The following is a 16,056-nucleotide window of genomic DNA, read 5'->3' on the forward strand; positions in this document are numbered from 1 at the left end:
CGAGATGAGTGAAATTTTGGGTATCAGAGATCAAGCGAGCCTCAAGGAGTGGCTGGAGGATCAGCCGCGAGAAGTGGCGGTCTGGATCGCATCACGTGCGGCGGCGCGGGTGCTGCCGATATGGTGGGAGGCGGTGCTTAGCGAGGACTGGGCAAACGAGGCTAATTTAACCGTCCTCCCAGCTTTGCGACGTTTGCTAACATCATCTGTTGCATTCAATAAGCCCTCAGATTCATTGAAGATAGCCGCTAAAACAACTCTTGAAGGCGGTATCGTAGGTATTCCATTCAAACCTGCGCTCGAAGCGGATGGTGCGGCCCGCAGAGCTGCACTCGCTGCCTCAGCCGCTCCTTTTGCACATAATGCAGCTTTGGCAGTTTTCACGGCATCTCGCGCCCATGGCGAAGCGCAAATTGGTCTGAGAACGGATGCAGAATTTGTGACGCGCGGTGAATATCTCGAGGCCCTTCCCCTCTGGCCAGAGGGGCAGGGGCCGCTAGCGGAGCGTTGGCGCGCGATCAAGTGGGAGGTAGACAATTCCGAAGGAGCTGAGGACTGGCGATTCTGGATAGAGTGGTACGACACCCTGCTCGCTGGCCGCCCGATGCTGGGCGACACTGCCCGCACGTGGGAGATGCTGGAACTGATCGCCCTCATCGACCCCGAGACATGGGATAAGGGGCCGGAAGAAGTGAACCCGGTGATCCGGGGGATTTGGGAACTACACCGCTTGCGCGCGGAGGTGGCGGCACTTCAAGCCGAAAAGGAGGCGTTTCTGGCTGTGCAGGCATCTGCAGCGCATCGTGGGCACAATCAACCACCCGAGGGGTTGGTCGATGATGCGTCAGCGGTGGCGCAGCAGATCACGATCATCTGGGTTGGCTTGGATGAGGCCGGTGAAGAGTTGGACCAGGTCGCGCCCGACAAGGGTGTGTTGCGCGCTATCGCGGAGCGGATGTTTTCGGCGCTGAACGAAGTTGTCGCCTATTGCGGCAAAGTTGGCGACAAGGTGATCATGGCCGGTGCTGCCACAATCGGCACTACGGGCGGAGCGGTCTTGATTGATCACTTCGCTATCAATGGCCGACTGTACCAATTCGTCAAGAATTTGCTATCATTTGGGATCGGCGGATAATTGATGCCAGGCGGCAATCCGGTCTAACAGACTGGAAGCGTGGTGAATTGTGGAAACTTCCCCAATCGACGAGACGTTGCAAGCGCGCCCGCCCGACGGGGGGGCATGCCTTAGGCATGGCCGCTGCGCGGCGGTGCCTGCGGTATGATCGCTTTGTGGGGTGTTCGGGGCGACTGTCTGCCCAGGCCCCCCGAACACGAGTGCGTGATATCCAACCTGTTGCCTGAGCTGCCCCCGTTGCCTTGGGTCAGCCTTTGGGCAATGGTGCCGCACCAACACTCAATAGGGAAATCGCCATGTATGATGTTATCGGCTCTCGGGCCAGTCGCGCCTTTCGCGTGCTGTGGTTGCTGGAGGAAATGGGGGTCGGCTATAATCACATGGCTGTTGCGCCCCGGTCGCCCGAGGCGCTGGCCGCAAACCCTTCGGGCAAGATCCCGGCGCTGCGGGATGGTGATGCGGTGCTGACCGATTCCGCCGCGATCATGACCTATCTGGCCGATAAGCATGGGCAATTCACCCATGCCCCCGGCACGGTTGCGCGGGCGCGGCAGGATGCGCTGACGCATCAGATTCTTGACGAGATTGACGGCACGCTCTGGACTGCGGCGCGGCATAGTTTCGTGCTGCCCGAAGAGCATCGGGTGCCGGCGGTGAAAGACTCGCTCAAATGGGAATATGAGCGCAATCTTGCGCGCCTGTCCGATGCGCTGACCGGTCCGTTTCTGCAAGGCGAGACGATGACCATTGCGGATATCCTCCTGGTGCATTGTCTGATGTGGGCGGGCAAGGCCGGGTTTGCCGATCCGGACGACAAGCTCAAGGATTACATGGCGATGATGGTCGAGCGCCCGGCCTGTCAGCGGGCGGCGGCGCTGCCCTGAGCGAAAGCTGCGGCGTGCTGCCCGGCCCAAAGGCCGGTGGCAAGGCAGGCGGTGAGCAGGTAGCCACCTGTTGGGGCCTCCCAATCCAGCATTTCCCCGGCGGCGAACACGCCGGGGTGATCCCGCAGCATGAGGCCCGCATCGAGGGCGCTCAGTTGCAGCCCACCTGCGGTTGAGATGGCCTGATCCATCGGACGCGGCCCCGAGAGCGGCACCGGCAGGCCTTTGAGCAAGACAGGCAGATCGCTGGCCCCCCGGCCAAATTCCATCACCAGCGCGAGTTTCACCGGATCGAGGCGAAACGCCTTGCGCAGGCGGTTCTTGAGGCTGTCGCTGGTCTTGGTGCGGGCCAAGCGCTGCGCGACCTCTGATGGGGTGAGATCGGGCAAAAGATCGAGCGTGAGCGGCGCGCCATCGCGCAGGGCGGCGCTGACCTCATAGATCCCGCCGCCCTCAAGCCCTTGGTTGGAAATGATGAACTCTCCGCGCGAGCGCAGCGCCCCGGCGCGCAATTCCACGCCTTTGACCGGCTGGCCGAATTGCGCCGCCATATGGGGCGACCATGCGACGAGAAAGCCCATATTGGCGGGGCGAAACGGGGCCAATGTGGCGGCGTCGAAATGCGCCGCCCATGCCCCGTCCGAGCCAAGCCGCGCCCAGCTTGCGCCGCCGCAGGCCAGCACGGTCACGGTGGGGTGCAGGCGTTGCGCGCCCTCGGGCGTGTCGAAAATCGCGCCATTGTCCCATCCGCACCAGCGCCAGCGGGTGCGGATTTCAACCCCAAGCCCCTTTAATTCCGAAAGGAAACTGCGCAGAAGCGGCGAGGCCTTCATCACCTTTGGAAAGACCCGGCCCGTAGAGCCGGTGAACACCTCTTGCCCCAAGGTGCGTGCCCACTCCTGCACCGCGTCGGGGCCAAAGGCGGCAAGCATCGGGCGCAGCGCGTCGGCACCGGGGCCGTAGGCGGCGAGAAAATTCTCAAACGGCTCCACCTTGGTCAGGTTCAGCCCGGATTTGCCCGCCATCAGGAATTTGCGACCCACCGAGGGTTTCGCCTCGGTCACCACCACGCGCAGCCCGGCCCGCGCCAGTTCGCGCGCCGCCATCAGGCCCGCAGGCCCGGCCCCGATGACCAGCGCGTCGGTCATGCGGCGGGGATCGCAGGGGTGGGCAGGCCCCGGTGATGCACCACACGCTGCGGATAGGGCATTTCGACCCCTTCGGCGCGCAGGACGTTCCAGATCGCAAAAAGCACGTCGGATTGGTATTTCCCGGTCACGTCCTCGATCCCATCGACCCAGTATTCGACCGAGAAATCCACACCGCTTTCGCCAAAGGCTTTGAGTTCGCATTCGGGGGCGTGTTTGCCATCTTTCAGCACCTCGGGCACGGCGGCGACAGCGGGTTCGATGAGCGCGGGGATGCGTGTGATATCGGTGTCGTAGCTGACGGAAAAGGCGGCCTCATAGCGGTGCCGCTTGCCGGCGTCGGAATAGTTGACCACGCGGGAGGTGATGAAATCCTCATTGGGCACCACAATCCAGCGCCCATCGACGGTTTCCAGAATGGCGGCGCGGGCGGTCATTTTGACGATGGTGCCCTCTGATTCGTCATCGAGCACGACGTAATCGCCCACGGTCGTCTGCCCCTCCAACAGCAGGATCACGCCCGAGACGAAATTGGCCGCGATCTGTTGCAGGCCAAGGCCGATGCCCACGCCAAGCGCACCGCCCAAAACGGCAATTGCCGTAAGGTCGATGCCCATGATCGACATCAGCAGCAGGAAGGCCGCGCCAAAGATCACGATCTGGCTGGCCTTCATCGCCAGTTCGCGGGTGGCTGGGCGGAGCTCCTGCTGGCGCTTGATGAAATCCTCGGATTGGCTATTGGACCAGCGCCCAAGCCAGAAAAGCAGCGCGCCAGAGACCGCACCACGAATGAGCGCGAGGGCCGAAAAGCTGATATTGCCCAGATCGACCGATATCGCGGCAAGTTTTTCATTGGCCAGACCGAGCAGGTCAAAGAGATAGAGCAGCGCCACCGGCATCAGCACGAAGCGACCAAGCGCCCGCAGAAACGGATCGGTCAGGATTTCGCGCACAAAGAGGCGGGCGGCGAGGACGAGAAACAGCCGCTTGCCAAAGGCGATGACATCGCCCGTGCCAAAGATCGAGCGGGTGACGCCTTCGCCAATGCCGGTGAGGCCATAGGCGAGCAGCGGCATCAGGAGCGGCAGGAACATAAGGATGAACCGCCGCGCCGAGGCGATGATGTTTTCTTGCTCTGCAGGGGGGGTCAGAAACCGGGCGAGTGCGGGCCGTATCCGGCGGGTGATCAGCACGGCCAAGAGCCACGCCACCACCAGCAGGCCAAACTGCGACCAGGCGGCGGGGCTGAGAAGCCAGCCCTTGGCCAGATCCCAGCCCTGCATCGCGTAGCCCAGTGCCTGCCCGATGATCTCTGGCTGCCCGTCCATCACACACCCCTTGCCTTTTGTCTCGCACACGCCATCCTCTTGCCCGCAGGCTGCGAAAGGATCAAGTTAAACTGTCGGAATGGCCCATTTGCCCGCTTTGCTTGCGCCCAATCCCGCCCGAGGCGCGCCAGAGCCTGCATCACCTTGTGCCCAAATTGAAGGGCGGCAAAGGGGGCCCGGTGGTGCGCCTGCATCAGATTTGCGGTGTTGTGTATCAAACGCACCACGACGTAAGCCCGCAATACCTTTACTAGTATGCGAACCATGCCGCATGGCTGGAAGATAACCGCCGCTCTGACAATAGCGAACTGGCGAACCGCCTTGTGTCTAACGCGATGGACGCGCCGGTTAGCCGGAACTGGAAGGGATATTGGCAGCGCGCGGCGTGAATTGGCTTGACTTTTGTGCGTCAATGACTTAGTAATGAATTGAGCACAAAATAAGAAGGCCGATAAATGTCGACCCACAAAGTTACCCGATTACGATTGCCGAAATGGCGCAAGCCAAAAGGGATTTGGATTCGGTCTTGAGTGAATCTGAACACGATCAGCTTATTGATTGGCTCGCCTTGAACCCTGATGCAGGGGATATAATTCCGGGCACGAAAGGAGTGCGAAAATCTAGATGGGGTTATGATGGGCAAGGGAAAAGGGGGGGTCTAAGGATCATCTACTATTTCCGAGACCTAAATATGCCGATCTATTTGATCGCTGTGTATAAAAAAAATGAAAAGCTGAACTTAACAGCAAGAGAGAAAAGGGTGATCAGCCAAATGGTTGATGAGATCGTAGAAAAATGGGCGCGCAGAAGAGAGCAAAATCTGTCTCAGGTCGCCGGATGAAATATTGCTCAAAAGATGGAGACGTAACAGGAGAAATAAATGTCTGGTAGCAAAATTATAAATGGCCTTCATGAGGCTTTGGACCATGCAAGCGGGTTTAATAGCCCTGCAGTTGATCACACTGTTCTAGTGCATAAGATTGACGTTCGCGCGGTTCGCGAAAGTCTGCGCCTGACACAGGAAGAGTTCGCCCTTCGCTTTGGGTTTAATCTTGGGACACTTCGTGGTTGGGAGCAAGGACGTCGGCAACCTGATGGCACGGCCCGTGTTCTTCTGAAGGTTATTCAGAATGCGCCTGATGCGGTGGAAAGAGCGCTTTCCGCATAAAACAGCATGCGCTCAATTGGCTGCCAGAAGCGCAAAGAATTCAGATATTTAAAGGAGCGGGGAGACCGCTCCTTTAATTTTTATTCGCAATCCACAACCGCCCCTCACGCCTCACCAGCCCCGCCGCTTTCATCTGGTCAAGCGCTCCGTATACGCGCCTGTAGACGTCAGCATAGGCCATATCGCCCCTGACCTTTTCGGTAATCTCTGGGCCGGTTAATGGGCTGTCTCTGAGTGCCGTGTAGATCGCCCGGCGCAACTCGCCCCGCTTGAACCGCTTGTCTACCTTTTTGGGCATTGGCAGCGTATCAGGATCAACGCCAAGTTGGCGCAAGAGCGCATCCACATGCTCTAGCTCTAGATCATCATCCCGCACGGCACGGCAGCGCATAAAGTGCAGCGCCGATACTAGGCTTTCGTCTTTCCATGGGCGGTAATAATATCTGCGTGTCATGGCGATAGATTAACGCTATATTTTGCGGAAATCTTGGTGCGCTTGATACATAAGGCCGCAGATTTGCCACAACGAGATTCACGCGACGTTGACGGAAGGTGAATTGGCGCGCAGCTATGCCACTGTCGAGGCCCTGCGCGCGCATCCGCGTTTGGCGAAATTCATCGCCTGGGTGGCGCAGCGGCCGCCGAGGTTTCATTCCAAGACCCCCGGCGCGCGGCGCAAGCGGTAGGGGGGTCAGAAGGGCATCGGATGCGCCTTGTGGGTGGCGTCGAGATCGCTCAGCACCTCTGGGGCGAGCGTGATGTCCGCCGCGCCAAGCGCCAGATCAAGTTGAGCCATGTCGGTGGCCCCAAAGATGGCGGATGCAAGGAAGGGGCGCGTGAGGCACCAGGCAAGCGCCAGTTGCACGGGGTCGAGGCCGTGTTTCTGCGCGACCGCGTGATAGGCCGCGACGGCCTCAAACGCGCGCGGGGTCTTGCGCCCGCCCAGATCGCCGTTGATCGCCATGCGCGAGCCGGTGGGCAGCGCGCCGTGCTGGTATTTGCCACTGAGCAGCCCCGCCGCGAGGGGGGAAAAGGCCAGAAGGCCTACATCCTCGTCGACGCTGAGTTCGGCAAGGTCGGTATCATAGAGGCGGCATAGGAGGGAGTATTCATTCTGGAGCGTGGCGGCGCGGGGGCCGTGGCCCGCCTCGGCCAGCCGAAGCCATTGCGCCATGCCCCAGGCGCTCTCGTTCGAGAGGCCGAAGGCGCGGATGGTGCCGCGCGCGACCTCGCGTTGCAGGGCCTCAAGCGTCTCCTCCATATGGGCGATTGTCTCGGCGCGGTTCTGGCTTGAGGGGTCAAAGGCCCAGTTCTGGCGAAACATATAGCTGCCCCGGTTGGGCCAGTGGAATTGGTAGAGGTCGATGTGATCGGTCTTGAGGCGGCGCAGCGATCCCTCAATGGCCTGCGGTATGGACCCCGCCGTGATCGGCGCGCCGTCGCGGGCGTGTTGGAAGCCCTTGCCGGAATGTTTGGTGGCGAGGATCACATCCGCGCGCCGACCGGAGGCTTTGATCCAGTCGCCGATGATTTCCTCGGTGCGGCCGGTGGTTTCCGCGCTGATGGGGGTGGTGGGATACATCTCGGCGGTGTCGATGAAGTTCACGCCGCGCTCCAGCGCGCGGTCAATCTGCGCATGGCCCTCTGCCGGGGTGTTCTGAGAGCCCCATGTCATCGAGCCAAGGCAGAGCGCGCTCACCTCGATCCCGGTCCGGCCCAAGGGTCTTTTCTGCATGGTGTCTCCTGCGGTCTGGGTTTTGGGATGGGATAGGGGAGGAGGGGCGTGTAGGGAAGGGGGATGTTGAGCCATCCGGTCGCAAGGCAAGGCTGTTACGGGTCGCGGTAATGCGAGTGGCCTTTAGGCGACATTTGTGCCTGATACAGCGAACTGCAGGTACGAGCCCGTTGCGCCGAATGCTGCGACTTGCATGAGTGACCGCTTCCCGAAAGGGCGAAATGCGTCAGTTGCTTGGAAGGCCGGGTTCAGTGGCGTGGAGACTTTCCCGTTGCGACACGGCTGCCCACCAATCTGCAAGCTTTGAGTAAGCCTTCAATGCATTAGCACCTTCTCGTGCTTGAACAAAGTAAGCGATCATCGGTGCAAGGTGGCAGTCTGCAAGGGTGAAACTCTGACCATCCAAGATGCCCCCCTCTTTTGCGATACTATTCAGTGCACTTAGTACGACGTGAGACGCATCGATTCCCGCCCGGATCTCAGCTTCATCTGCCCATTCACCTGCAGCAGGCCGAAAAACTCGATGGGCAAAAACCTGTCGGACCATAGGGCGATAGCCGTAACTATCGACAATTGAGACCACCTGCGTGACGCGTGCCAATGTCTTAGCTTTGGCTGGCATCAACTCCGGTCCCCCGAAGGCCGCATTTACGTACCGAGAGATTGCGGAAGTTTCGAATACATCAAACTCACCATGGCTCAGAACAGGCACCCGACCAAAAGGATGGCGCTTGAGATAGTCTTCCGAGACATCCGGTGCGAAAGGATCAATCTCGTCAGTTTCGTACGCGACGCCCTTTTCGTGCAGCACGACGCGCGCAATGCGGTTGTAAACACTGTAGCGATAGCCGCGAAGAATAACTGAATGTTCCATCTACGCCTCCTACCATAACAAGTATCCGTGCAAAAAGCCGCCATCGAAAGCATGAGGTCCAGTGGCTGCAAGGTCCGCATAGCAGACCTTGCTGTATATGGCGGCAAATGTCCGCTTGGTCCCTCACCTCGGTCCCTATTGCCGGACCGCCCGAGCCCTTGCACGCCTGTTGTCGGGGGAAACGTCTCGGGCCGTGTTCCCGCGCGACCTCAAACCCAAAAGCCAATCAGCCTTTTCTCAACGTGCCTCAGTGATTGTGCCCATGCCCATGCCCGTGCCCATGCCCATGGTCGTGATCGTGCCCGTGGTCGTCATCCAAGCTGCCGTGCAACGCGAATTGTTCTAAGCCAGCGTCTTGGGCTTCGATCACGCTGAAGGTTTCGCGCACGCCCGCCTCGGTCAGTTCGCGGATCACGGTGAGGAGGGTGTTGGGGGTGTGATCTTCGCAGAGGTCGGCCATTTGTGCCACTTCCTCGCGTGCGACGGGGAGGGCTGCGGCGAGGTCCGGCGCGCCGTAGATGTCGACGAAATGTTGGGCCAGCGCCTGAGTCAGGGTGGCAATCTCGACCTCTTCGACTTGGGTCACGGCGACAAAGGTCACGCGGCCAAAGGTTTCGACCCCGAGCCAGCCGTTGGAAAACGCCTGACGGGATTTGCCGGTCAGGTCCGCCTCGGACCAGTTGGAAAACTCGAACCCGCCCGAGATGCACCATTCGCCGGTGCGCGCGGGGCTGTGGTAGACGCGCTGATCGCTTTCGTCGAAATGGATGGCGCGGGCGAGTTTCATGATTGGGTCTCCAACAGGGTGGTGAGCGGGATGAGATGGGTGGTGTCGCCCTCGCGCAAGAGCATGCCAAAGCGGTCGTCCACGCCCTGAAATGTGCCGGTGCGGCCGTTTTGCGTGATCTCTTCGCCCATGCGCCAGGCAAGGCCGCGCCATTCGGCATGGAGCGCGCGGGGGCCTGCGTCTTCCCATGTGTTGATCCACACGAGGCTGTGGCGCGCCCAAGCCTCTAGCAATTCCACGGGGTCGAGTTCGGCGCAGCCTTCGTCATAGAGCGAGGTCTGGTCGGGCTGGTCGCCGGGGCGCTCTGCGATTTGCATCAGCGGCAGATCAAGGCCGATCACCAGCCAGTCGGGTTCGACCTCGGGGTTGGTGCCGCCTGCGGCCACGCGCAGCCGCCCGCAAGAGGCCCCGTTGAGGCGGAGGCCGCCCGACCATTCGAGATGCACGGCCACCTCGGGTGGGGCGAGCGCGCCAAAGGCATTCTGAAAGCCGACGCCGCAGGTGGGCAGCATTAGCATTGCGTCGGCCAGAGGCACCTCGGGGGCGAGGACAATGGCGGCCATCAGGTGATTGGCCGTGAGGTTATGCACGATGAGGCCTGCATCGCAGCCCTCTGCGGCAAGGGTGCAGGCCATATCAAAAGGGTGGGTCGCGCCGGTGACGGCGCGCCCTGACATCAAAGGTGGAAAGCTGGGCGTGGTCATGCCAGCCCTTCTGTGATGAGGTAGCGGGCCACCTCGCGGAAGGCCTGCGCCTGCGGGCTGTCGGGTTTCGAGACCACGATGGGCGCGCCGCCGTCCGAGGCCACGCGAATGTCGAGATGCAGGGGAATTTCCGCCAAGAGCGGCACGCCCAGTTTCTCGGCCTCTGCCCGCACGCCGCCATGGCCGAACACATGCTCTTCATGGCCGCAGTTGGTGCAGATATGCGTGCTCATGTTCTCGATCATGCCCAACACCGGCACATGCAGCTGGTTGAACATGTCGATCCCTTTGCGGGCATCCAGAAGTGCCACATCCTGCGGTGTCGAGACGATGATCGCGCCATCCACCTGCGCCTTTTGCGCCAGTGTCATTTGCACATCGCCGGTGCCGGGCGGCAGATCCACCAAGAGCACATCCAAAGCGCCCCATTGCACCTGCATCAGCATCTGTTGCAACGCGCCCATCAGCATCGGGCCGCGCCAGACCACAGCCTGACCTTCGTTGGTCATGAGGCCGATGGACATCATCGTCACGCCGTGATTGCGCATCGGCAGGATGGTCTTGCCATCGGGGCTGGCGGGGCGACCAGAGACGCCCAGCATGCGCGGCTGGCTGGGGCCGTAAACATCGGCATCCAAGAGGCCGACGCGCCGCCCTTCGGCGGCCAGCGCACAGGCGAGGTTGGCGGAAACGGTAGATTTGCCCACGCCGCCCTTGCCGCTCGCGATGGCGATCAGATGATTGACGCCGGGAACTTTTTCGGGGCCTTTCGGCTCTGCCTTGCGGGACGGTTTGAGATCGGGCGGAGCCTTGGTCGAATGGCCCGTGAGCACGACCGACACGCTTTCGGCCCCGGCAAGTGCCGTGACTGCCGCCTCGGCGGCGTCGCGCACCGGGGTATAGGCCTGCGCCTTGGCCGGGTCGATTTCCAGCACGAAGCGCACGGTGCCGCCGTCGATGGTGAGGGCGCGCATCACGCCTGCGGCCACGATGTCCGAGCCGCTGACCGGATCGGTGATCTTCTTGAGCGCCTCAAGGACGCTCTCTCTGGTCAATGCCACGTCAGTCCTGCCCTTTGATAATGCCGGTCACGGTGTGTTCGATATCGAGCCCATCGACAGTCAGCACCACCTTGGCGGTGAATTCCTGTCCGGCGGTCGCGCCCTTTTTGCGCAGGCCGTCTTCGATGGCCTGTTGCGAGGTGACGCCCACTTGTTTGAGGAATTTGCGCATCGACATGTTGAAATCGTCGCTCATTGGTCTCTCCCTTTGCTGATCTGAATGCTTGACGCCGATATAGGCGGTTTTCTAGGCTTGGGTATGTGCCTGTTGGTGACCCCTTACACGCGACTGTCCCGGATTGCGATGCTGTGGCTCGCAGCGCTGCTGTGGCTTTTGCCTGATCTGGCGCAGGCCGATGACAAGCGCTTTCGGCTGAGCGCGCCTGTGGTTCTGGTCGAGTCCGGGTTGCTGGGCTATCTCGTGCCGCGCTTTGCGCTCAAGACCGGGGTGCGGGTCGAGGTGGTGGCAGAGGCAAGCGAGGCCGAGATCATCTTGGGTCAAGAAGAGGGCCGCGCGGTGTTCGAGGGCGCGGGCGCGGTCTGGCGCATGGGCGTTTCGGGCACGCATCCGGGGGCGGCCCTGTTTGCCGATTGGCTGACATCCGAGATCGGTCAGCGCACGGTGACAAGCTATGAGGTGGCCGGTGTGGCCCCCTTTGGCCTGCCGCAGGTTGTGGAAAAGCCCGAGGCGGCGGCGGTGTTCGACGGCGATCCCGCCCTTGGCAAGGAGGTGTCCTTGCTGCAATGCGGGCGCTGTCACGTTGTGGCGCCCGAGAACCGGATGGGGGCGATCGGCTCGACCCCGTCGTTTTCCGTGCTGCGCACCTTTGCCGATTGGGATGCCCGGTTTCAGAGCTTTTTTGCGTTGAAGCCGCATCCCGCCTTTACCCAAGTGGCCGGTGTCACCCAGCCCTTTGCCAGCCATCTGCCCTCGCCGATTTCGCCCATCGAGGTCACGCTCGATGAGTTGGAGGCGATCATCGCCTATGTGGCGGGGCTGGCCCCCGCCGATCTGGGCGCGCCGATCCAAGTTCAGTGATCCTTGCGTTTGGTCAGGTAATCTTCGGTGCGGCGGACGCGCGGACGATCCCCCATGGCAAAGGGGTTGTTCGCAGAGTTGAACTGCGCGTTGATGCGGCAGCCTTCGCACATCTGGATCATGCGCGCGGCATCCGAGGTGGCGAACATCGCGTGCTTGCCCGCGAGTTTCTCGGTGATGCGGTTGATTGTGGCCTTGGAGCCAAAAAGCGTGCCGCATTCGACGCAGGCAAATGGCTCTTCTTCGTTCAGCACCACTTGGGTTAGGGCGGTGTCGTCAAGGTTCATGCGCGGTTCAAGCGTGATGGCCTTTTCCGGGCAGATCGTGGCGCAGATGCCGCATTGCAGGCAGGCATCCTCTTGAAAGCGCAATTGCGGTTTGTCCTCATTGTCCATCAGCGCGCCCGAGGGGCACAGCGAGACGCAGGAGAGACACAGCGTACAGGACTCGGTATTGACCAGCACCGCGCCGTATGGGGCGGAGGTGGGCAAAGGCAGGGTGCCACCCGATGGGTTGAGGGATTTGGCGGCAAGGCGCGCGACCTGACGGCGGCTGCCCATCGGCAGGACCGGGCTGGCAAGGGGCGCGGGCGGGGCCGCGCCATAGAGCGCGTCGCAGAGCGCGTCCGGGTCGGTGAGGTCAAGCAGGTGGACGGTGCCTGCGCCGGCCATGGCCTGCGCCAGCGGCACCTCTTGATCCAGCGCGTCGCGTTCGGTTGTGGGGGCGAGCAGGATCGCCACCTCGGCAAAGCCCGAGGCAAGGGCAGCGAGGATCTCAGCATGGCCAAAGCCTGCAAGCGCCGAAACCTCTAGCGGGATCACATCGGCGGGCAGCCCGCGCCCGTGGCGGGCGGCAAGGCGGATCATCTCGGCCCCATGGGGGGTGTCATGGACAAGCAGGCGCGGAGCGGTGCCGCCAGCCTTGCGATAGGCCTGCGCCAGCGTCTGAATGCGGCGGAAGGTCATGTCAGGGGGGGGCGCATCATAGGTAATGGCCCCCGAGGGGCAGCGCGCGGCGCAGGCCCCGCAGCCCGCACAGATCATCGGATCAATGCTGACGTGGTCGCCATCCGGGCTGATCGCGCCGGTGGGGCAGATATCAAGGCATTTGCTGCATCCGGTCTGTTCGGCCCGGGAATGGGCGCAGATGAGTGGCTCAAGCGCCACGTAAAGCGGCTTTTCAAAGGTGCCGATCATCTGGGCGGCCTGAAACACCGCATCCGAGACGGCATGCAGGCTGCCGGGATCAGCGCGCAGATAGCCTTCGCGTTTCTGGGGGGCGGGAAAGAGGGGCGTGCCGCCGCGCAGGTCCAAGAGCACATCGCAGTGCGTCTGCCCGCCGTCGCGCGGTGCGGTCCAGCGCAGGGCACCGCGTCCGGCGGGGTTGATCTGTTGCAGCGCGTCGATGCGCAGCTCGAACTGGCCAAGCGCACCGCTGGCTTGTGTGATCCGGCCCCGAATGGCATCGAAATCGCGGTTCTCGGGCGGGTCCGTCTCGTCGGTCAAGAGCACGGTGACGCCAAGGAGGGGGGCGAGTTTTTCAGCGGCGGGCAGGGCCACATCCGAGGCACCAAGGATAAGGCACAGCCCCTCGGATATGACATCTACGGTCTTTTGTGGTGGGGTTGGCAGGCTGGCTTCGGCCAGAAGGGCGGCCATTTTGGGTAGTTTTGAGGCTGGATCATCCGACCAACCGGCCCGGTCGCGCAGGTCGATCAGGGGGGGGCTGTCGACCTCGAGATCGGCTGCCAGATCCTCGAACAAGCGGGCCTCTTGGGCGCAACAAATAATTGCCTCGCCGGTGGTGATGGCCTTGGTCGCGGCCTCGATTTCATCGGTGCAGAGCGCACTGTGTAGGCGTGAACAGCTCAGGCCGGTGGCCTTGGAGAGCCCCTCGGGGTCGAGCGTCTGGCTGGCGGAACAATCGCATAAAATCAGGTGTTTAGGCATGTTTACCCCGGTGTTTGACACGTCTGGGAAGCGGACCGGATCGGTCACTTTGCGCAGAGATTAGGCATGATTCGAAGCCCTCGTAAACCGCTTTTCGAATCGTTCGGCCTTGGGAGAGGGCCGGTTCAGGCGCTGTTTTAAACCCGATTGATTCTGTTTGTTTTCAATATCTTGTCATGCGGCAGTGCAGCATTGAAAAGGGCCAACTGGACATTCTGTCCTTTGAGGCCGCTGACGTGCCGATGGGTGGTTCAAAATGTCCGGATCGGACTCGATGTGGACGGTTGCACACAAAAAGGGCTTTGCGTGGTCCGGAAACCAAACCAATCTGGAACCACGCAGCAAAGGATGCACGACCGCGTGACCTATCGCCACGAAACACAGATGCTTGAGAAACAGATGATGGTGCCCTTGGGCATTGTCATGCGGCGCACGCCGGGTGTTACCCGGTGGGCGGCGTGGGCATGGCGGGCGGTGTCGGTTCTGCCGGGGGCACCGCAGGCGGATTGGCGCGAGTTGCGGCGCGAGGGCGAGGCGGTGGATTTCCACGCCGCGACCGTGCTGCTTGATCTGCATCACACCCAGACCGAGGCCTATTTGCAGGGCCTGTCCGCACGGGTGCCGTCGGTCTTTGTAATCATGCGAAACCGGCCCAATGCTGATCTAGAGCGCGCGCCCTATGAGGTTGTGCTGGTTACAGCCTCGCCCTTTGAGGCGCAGGATTATGCCGACAATGGCGATGATATTGTGGAAAAGGTGCCGATGCCCGAGGGGCTGGTTGCGTTGGTCCGCGATTTTGTCGAAGCACATCATCAGGAAGAGGCGTTTCAGAAGCGTCGCCGTGACAAGCAGGCCGATGGTCGCGCGCAGGACGGGATCGGGGATGCGCGGATCGTGCAGCCGCGCGATGTCTTTGCCACGCCAGAGCGGATGCGCCGGGGGAGGCTGAATTGAGCCGCGCGTCTGATTTCTGGTCCCGGCGCAAGGCGCGGGTTGAAGCTGAGGCGCAAGACGAGGCGCGTGCAGCAGAGCAGCTTGCGGCAGCCGCCCGCGAGGCAGAGCTTGAGGAAAAGACCGACGCAGAGCTGTGCGAGGAATTGGGTCTGCCCGATCCTGACGCATTGAAAATGGGCGACGATTTCCGCGTCTTTATGGATAAGGCGGTGCCAGAGCGGCTTCGGCGGCGGGCGCTGCGGCGGCTATGGGTCAGCAATCCGGTGCTGGCCAACCTGGACGGTCTGAACGACTATGCCGACGATTACACCGATGCCGCGATGGTGGTGCCGGGTATGAAGACCACCTATCAGGTGGGTAAGGGCATGCTGGCGCATGTTCAGGAAATGGCACGCCAAGCCGAGGCATTGGCCCGAGGGCCAGAAGAGGCTGAGGTTGTGGCCCTAGCCGATGAGCCCGAACTGGTAGAAGTCGCAGAGGTCGAGGCCGCGCCCGACCCGGATGCAGGTTCTGAGACAAGCGGTGCATTTGCTGAGGCCGAGACAGTGACGGCACAGGATGACACCCCCCTGCCGCCGCGCCGCAGGATGCGATTTCAATTTGATGAACAGGCTGGAGTATCCGCATGAGCCAAGCCGAGGCGCTGAAAGCCCAAGAGCCCGAGATCGCCGCAGAGGATGCGCTGCGTGCCGATCTTTATGATTTTCTGGCCGCCATTCTGGCCCGCCCGCCGGGTGAGGCGCTGTTGGCACAGACCGCCGCGCTGAACGGGGATGCAACGCCAATGGGCCAAGCCGTGAGCGCGTTGGCGCGTGTGGCTGGGGTGAGCAAGCCTGCCGGGGTCGAGCGCGAGTTCAACGCGCTCTTTATCGGGCTGGGACGGGGCGAATTGCTGCCCTATGCCAGCTATTATCTAACCGGCTTTCTCAATGAGAAGCCGCTGGCGGGGCTGCGCCGCGACATGGCCGCGCGCGGCATGACCCGTGCGCAAAATGTCTATGAGCCGGAGGACAATATCGCCTCGCTCATGGAGATGATGGCGGGACTTATCAGAGGGCGCTTTGGCAAGCCTGCGACGCTGGCCGATCAACAGGCGTTCTTTGCCAAGCATATCGGCCCTTGGGCCGGGCATTTTTTCACAGATTTGGAGGCTGCGCAGAGTTCGGTTCTCTATGCCTCGGTCGGCGCGGTCGGTCGGGTGTTCATGGAGATCGAGGCGCAGGGCTTTCGAATGAGCGGGGCGTAAGCCCGTATCGCAACCGGCGGAGCGATCCGTCACAACGAGGGGAG

At 61.7% G+C, this 16,056-nt stretch carries 19 protein-coding genes and 2 pseudogenes; 11 read left to right on the forward strand and 10 right to left on the reverse strand.

The features are described 5' to 3' along the window. Positions 1-4: 4 nt before the first annotated feature. Positions 5-1,135 (forward strand): hypothetical protein, encoded by a 1,131-nt coding sequence (locus tag GC127_RS12955; RefSeq protein WP_151978483.1) that lies wholly within the window; start codon positions 5-7, stop codon positions 1,133-1,135. Between the two features lie 296 nt (positions 1,136-1,431). Next, positions 1,432-2,019, forward strand: a complete 588-nt coding sequence (locus GC127_RS12960; protein ID WP_081507876.1) for a glutathione S-transferase family protein — start codon at positions 1,432-1,434, stop codon at positions 2,017-2,019. Here the strand turns inward: GC127_RS12960 and GC127_RS12965 are convergent. Then, positions 1,995-3,167, reverse strand: coding sequence for a TIGR03862 family flavoprotein (locus tag GC127_RS12965; protein WP_151978487.1), 1,173 nt, complete (start codon positions 3,165-3,167; stop codon positions 1,995-1,997). The genes GC127_RS12960 and GC127_RS12965 overlap by 25 nt on opposite strands. Further along, positions 3,164-4,495: a mechanosensitive ion channel family protein gene (locus GC127_RS12970; RefSeq protein WP_151978490.1), complete on the reverse strand. Its 1,332-nt coding sequence runs from the start codon at positions 4,493-4,495 to the stop codon at positions 3,164-3,166. Before GC127_RS12970 ends, GC127_RS12965 begins: the two co-directional genes overlap by 4 nt. Positions 4,496-4,566: 71 nt before the next feature. On the opposite strand from GC127_RS12970, the pseudogene GC127_RS23135 reads away from it, so the two are divergent. From GC127_RS23135 to GC127_RS12985, 4 genes and pseudogenes are all read left to right on the forward strand, one after another. Continuing rightward, a pseudogene (locus GC127_RS23135) lies at positions 4,567-4,698 on the forward strand (HNH endonuclease); the annotation flags it as partial. An 18-nt stretch (positions 4,699-4,716) separates the two neighbouring features. Next, a pseudogene (locus tag GC127_RS22835) lies at positions 4,717-4,884 on the forward strand (IS1595 family transposase); the annotation flags it as partial. A 104-nt stretch (positions 4,885-4,988) separates the two neighbouring features. Then, positions 4,989-5,336, forward strand: a complete 348-nt coding sequence (locus tag GC127_RS12980; protein WP_151978492.1) for a type II toxin-antitoxin system RelE/ParE family toxin — start codon at positions 4,989-4,991, stop codon at positions 5,334-5,336. 39 nt (positions 5,337-5,375) lie between these two features. After that, the gene (locus GC127_RS12985; protein ID WP_151978494.1) at positions 5,376-5,663 is read left to right on the forward strand and encodes a DNA-binding transcriptional regulator; all 288 of its coding nucleotides are present in this window, start codon (positions 5,376-5,378) and stop codon (positions 5,661-5,663) included. A gap of 73 nt (positions 5,664-5,736) precedes the next feature. Here the strand turns inward: GC127_RS12985 and GC127_RS12990 are convergent, their stop codons facing one another. Then, a complete protein-coding gene (locus GC127_RS12990; protein WP_151978496.1) occupies positions 5,737-6,117 on the reverse strand; it encodes a hypothetical protein in 381 nt (126 codons plus the stop codon). 49 nt (positions 6,118-6,166) lie between these two features. Between GC127_RS12990 and GC127_RS12995 the strand changes: the two genes are divergently transcribed. Continuing rightward, a complete protein-coding gene (locus GC127_RS12995; RefSeq protein ID WP_151978498.1) occupies positions 6,167-6,349 on the forward strand; it encodes an HNH endonuclease in 183 nt (60 codons plus the stop codon). A gap of 5 nt (positions 6,350-6,354) precedes the next feature. Here GC127_RS12995 and GC127_RS13000 read toward each other — a convergent pair whose 3' ends face one another. The 6 genes from GC127_RS13000 to GC127_RS13025 form a co-directional block, all read right to left on the reverse strand. Then, positions 6,355-7,398 carry an aldo/keto reductase gene (locus GC127_RS13000; protein WP_151978500.1) on the reverse strand — a complete coding sequence of 348 codons (1,044 nt, stop codon included), beginning with the start codon at positions 7,396-7,398 and terminating at the stop codon, positions 6,355-6,357. A gap of 226 nt (positions 7,399-7,624) precedes the next feature. After that, positions 7,625-8,272, reverse strand: coding sequence for a glutathione S-transferase family protein (locus GC127_RS13005; RefSeq protein ID WP_008279832.1), 648 nt, complete (start codon positions 8,270-8,272; stop codon positions 7,625-7,627). Positions 8,273-8,519: 247 nt separating this feature from the next. After that, positions 8,520-9,059: a DUF6505 family protein gene (locus GC127_RS13010; RefSeq protein WP_151978502.1), complete on the reverse strand. Its 540-nt coding sequence runs from the start codon at positions 9,057-9,059 to the stop codon at positions 8,520-8,522. Then, positions 9,056-9,763: a biotin/lipoate--protein ligase family protein gene (locus GC127_RS13015; RefSeq protein ID WP_151978504.1), complete on the reverse strand. Its 708-nt coding sequence runs from the start codon at positions 9,761-9,763 to the stop codon at positions 9,056-9,058. Before GC127_RS13015 ends, GC127_RS13010 begins: the two co-directional genes overlap by 4 nt. Then, positions 9,760-10,824, reverse strand: coding sequence for an iron-sulfur cluster carrier protein ApbC (gene apbC / locus GC127_RS13020; protein ID WP_151978506.1), 1,065 nt, complete (start codon positions 10,822-10,824; stop codon positions 9,760-9,762). Before apbC ends, GC127_RS13015 begins: the two co-directional genes overlap by 4 nt. A 1-nt stretch (position 10,825) precedes the next feature. Continuing rightward, positions 10,826-11,020, reverse strand: a complete 195-nt coding sequence (locus GC127_RS13025; protein ID WP_008279836.1) for a DUF6494 family protein — start codon at positions 11,018-11,020, stop codon at positions 10,826-10,828. Between the two features lie 108 nt (positions 11,021-11,128). Between GC127_RS13025 and GC127_RS13030 the strand changes: the two genes are divergently transcribed. Next, positions 11,129-11,863, forward strand: a complete 735-nt coding sequence (locus tag GC127_RS13030; RefSeq protein WP_368074228.1) for a hypothetical protein — start codon at positions 11,129-11,131, stop codon at positions 11,861-11,863. Here the strand turns inward: GC127_RS13030 and GC127_RS13035 are convergent. After that, positions 11,857-13,812, reverse strand: a complete 1,956-nt coding sequence (locus GC127_RS13035) for a 4Fe-4S binding protein (protein WP_008279838.1) — start codon at positions 13,810-13,812, stop codon at positions 11,857-11,859. The two genes, GC127_RS13030 and GC127_RS13035, sit on opposite strands and share 7 nt — an antisense overlap. 348 nt (positions 13,813-14,160) lie before the next feature. On the opposite strand from GC127_RS13035, the gene GC127_RS13040 reads away from it, so the two are divergent. Genes GC127_RS13040 through GC127_RS13050 form a run of 3 tightly spaced genes read left to right on the forward strand, consistent with a single transcriptional unit; the run spans position 14,161 to position 16,012 of the window. Beyond that, positions 14,161-14,766 (forward strand): DUF3305 domain-containing protein, encoded by a 606-nt coding sequence (locus GC127_RS13040; RefSeq protein WP_008279839.1) that lies wholly within the window; start codon positions 14,161-14,163, stop codon positions 14,764-14,766. Then, positions 14,763-15,395 (forward strand): DUF3306 domain-containing protein, encoded by a 633-nt coding sequence (locus GC127_RS13045; protein ID WP_151978510.1) that lies wholly within the window; start codon positions 14,763-14,765, stop codon positions 15,393-15,395. Before GC127_RS13040 ends, GC127_RS13045 begins: the two co-directional genes overlap by 4 nt. Next, entirely contained in the window at positions 15,392-16,012 is a 621-nt protein-coding gene (locus GC127_RS13050; RefSeq protein WP_008279841.1) for a molecular chaperone, read from the forward strand. Before GC127_RS13045 ends, GC127_RS13050 begins: the two co-directional genes overlap by 4 nt. The last annotated feature ends 44 nt before the right edge of the window (positions 16,013-16,056 follow it).

The sequence above is a fragment of the Roseovarius sp. EC-HK134 genome (assembly GCF_902498815.1).
GTDB classification, from domain to species: domain Bacteria; phylum Pseudomonadota; class Alphaproteobacteria; order Rhodobacterales; family Rhodobacteraceae; genus Roseovarius; species Roseovarius mucosus_A.

Coding starts and splice junctions, on each gene's coding strand:
- GC127_RS12955 (WP_151978483.1), top strand. CDS start 5: ATGAGTGAAATTTTGGGTATCAGAGATCAAGCGAGCCTCAAGGAGTGG.
- GC127_RS12960 (WP_081507876.1), top strand. CDS start 1,432: ATGTATGATGTTATCGGCTCTCGGGCCAGTCGCGCCTTTCGCGTGCTG.
- GC127_RS12965 (WP_151978487.1), bottom strand. CDS start 3,167: ATGACCGACGCGCTGGTCATCGGGGCCGGGCCTGCGGGCCTGATGGCG.
- GC127_RS13015 (WP_151978504.1), bottom strand. CDS start 9,763: ATGACCACGCCCAGCTTTCCACCTTTGATGTCAGGGCGCGCCGTCACC.
- GC127_RS12970 (WP_151978490.1), bottom strand. CDS start 4,495: ATGGACGGGCAGCCAGAGATCATCGGGCAGGCACTGGGCTACGCGATG.
- GC127_RS13025 (WP_008279836.1), bottom strand. CDS start 11,020: ATGAGCGACGATTTCAACATGTCGATGCGCAAATTCCTCAAACAAGTG.
- GC127_RS13005 (WP_008279832.1), bottom strand. CDS start 8,272: ATGGAACATTCAGTTATTCTTCGCGGCTATCGCTACAGTGTTTACAAC.
- GC127_RS13035 (WP_008279838.1), bottom strand. CDS start 13,812: ATGCCTAAACACCTGATTTTATGCGATTGTTCCGCCAGCCAGACGCTC.
- GC127_RS12990 (WP_151978496.1), bottom strand. CDS start 6,117: ATGACACGCAGATATTATTACCGCCCATGGAAAGACGAAAGCCTAGTA.
- GC127_RS13050 (WP_008279841.1), top strand. CDS start 15,392: ATGAGCCAAGCCGAGGCGCTGAAAGCCCAAGAGCCCGAGATCGCCGCA.
- GC127_RS13010 (WP_151978502.1), bottom strand. CDS start 9,059: ATGAAACTCGCCCGCGCCATCCATTTCGACGAAAGCGATCAGCGCGTC.
- GC127_RS12980 (WP_151978492.1), top strand. CDS start 4,989: ATGGCGCAAGCCAAAAGGGATTTGGATTCGGTCTTGAGTGAATCTGAA.
- GC127_RS13040 (WP_008279839.1), top strand. CDS start 14,161: ATGCACGACCGCGTGACCTATCGCCACGAAACACAGATGCTTGAGAAA.
- GC127_RS13000 (WP_151978500.1), bottom strand. CDS start 7,398: ATGCAGAAAAGACCCTTGGGCCGGACCGGGATCGAGGTGAGCGCGCTC.
- GC127_RS13030 (WP_368074228.1), top strand. CDS start 11,129: ATGCTGTGGCTCGCAGCGCTGCTGTGGCTTTTGCCTGATCTGGCGCAG.
- GC127_RS12985 (WP_151978494.1), top strand. CDS start 5,376: ATGTCTGGTAGCAAAATTATAAATGGCCTTCATGAGGCTTTGGACCAT.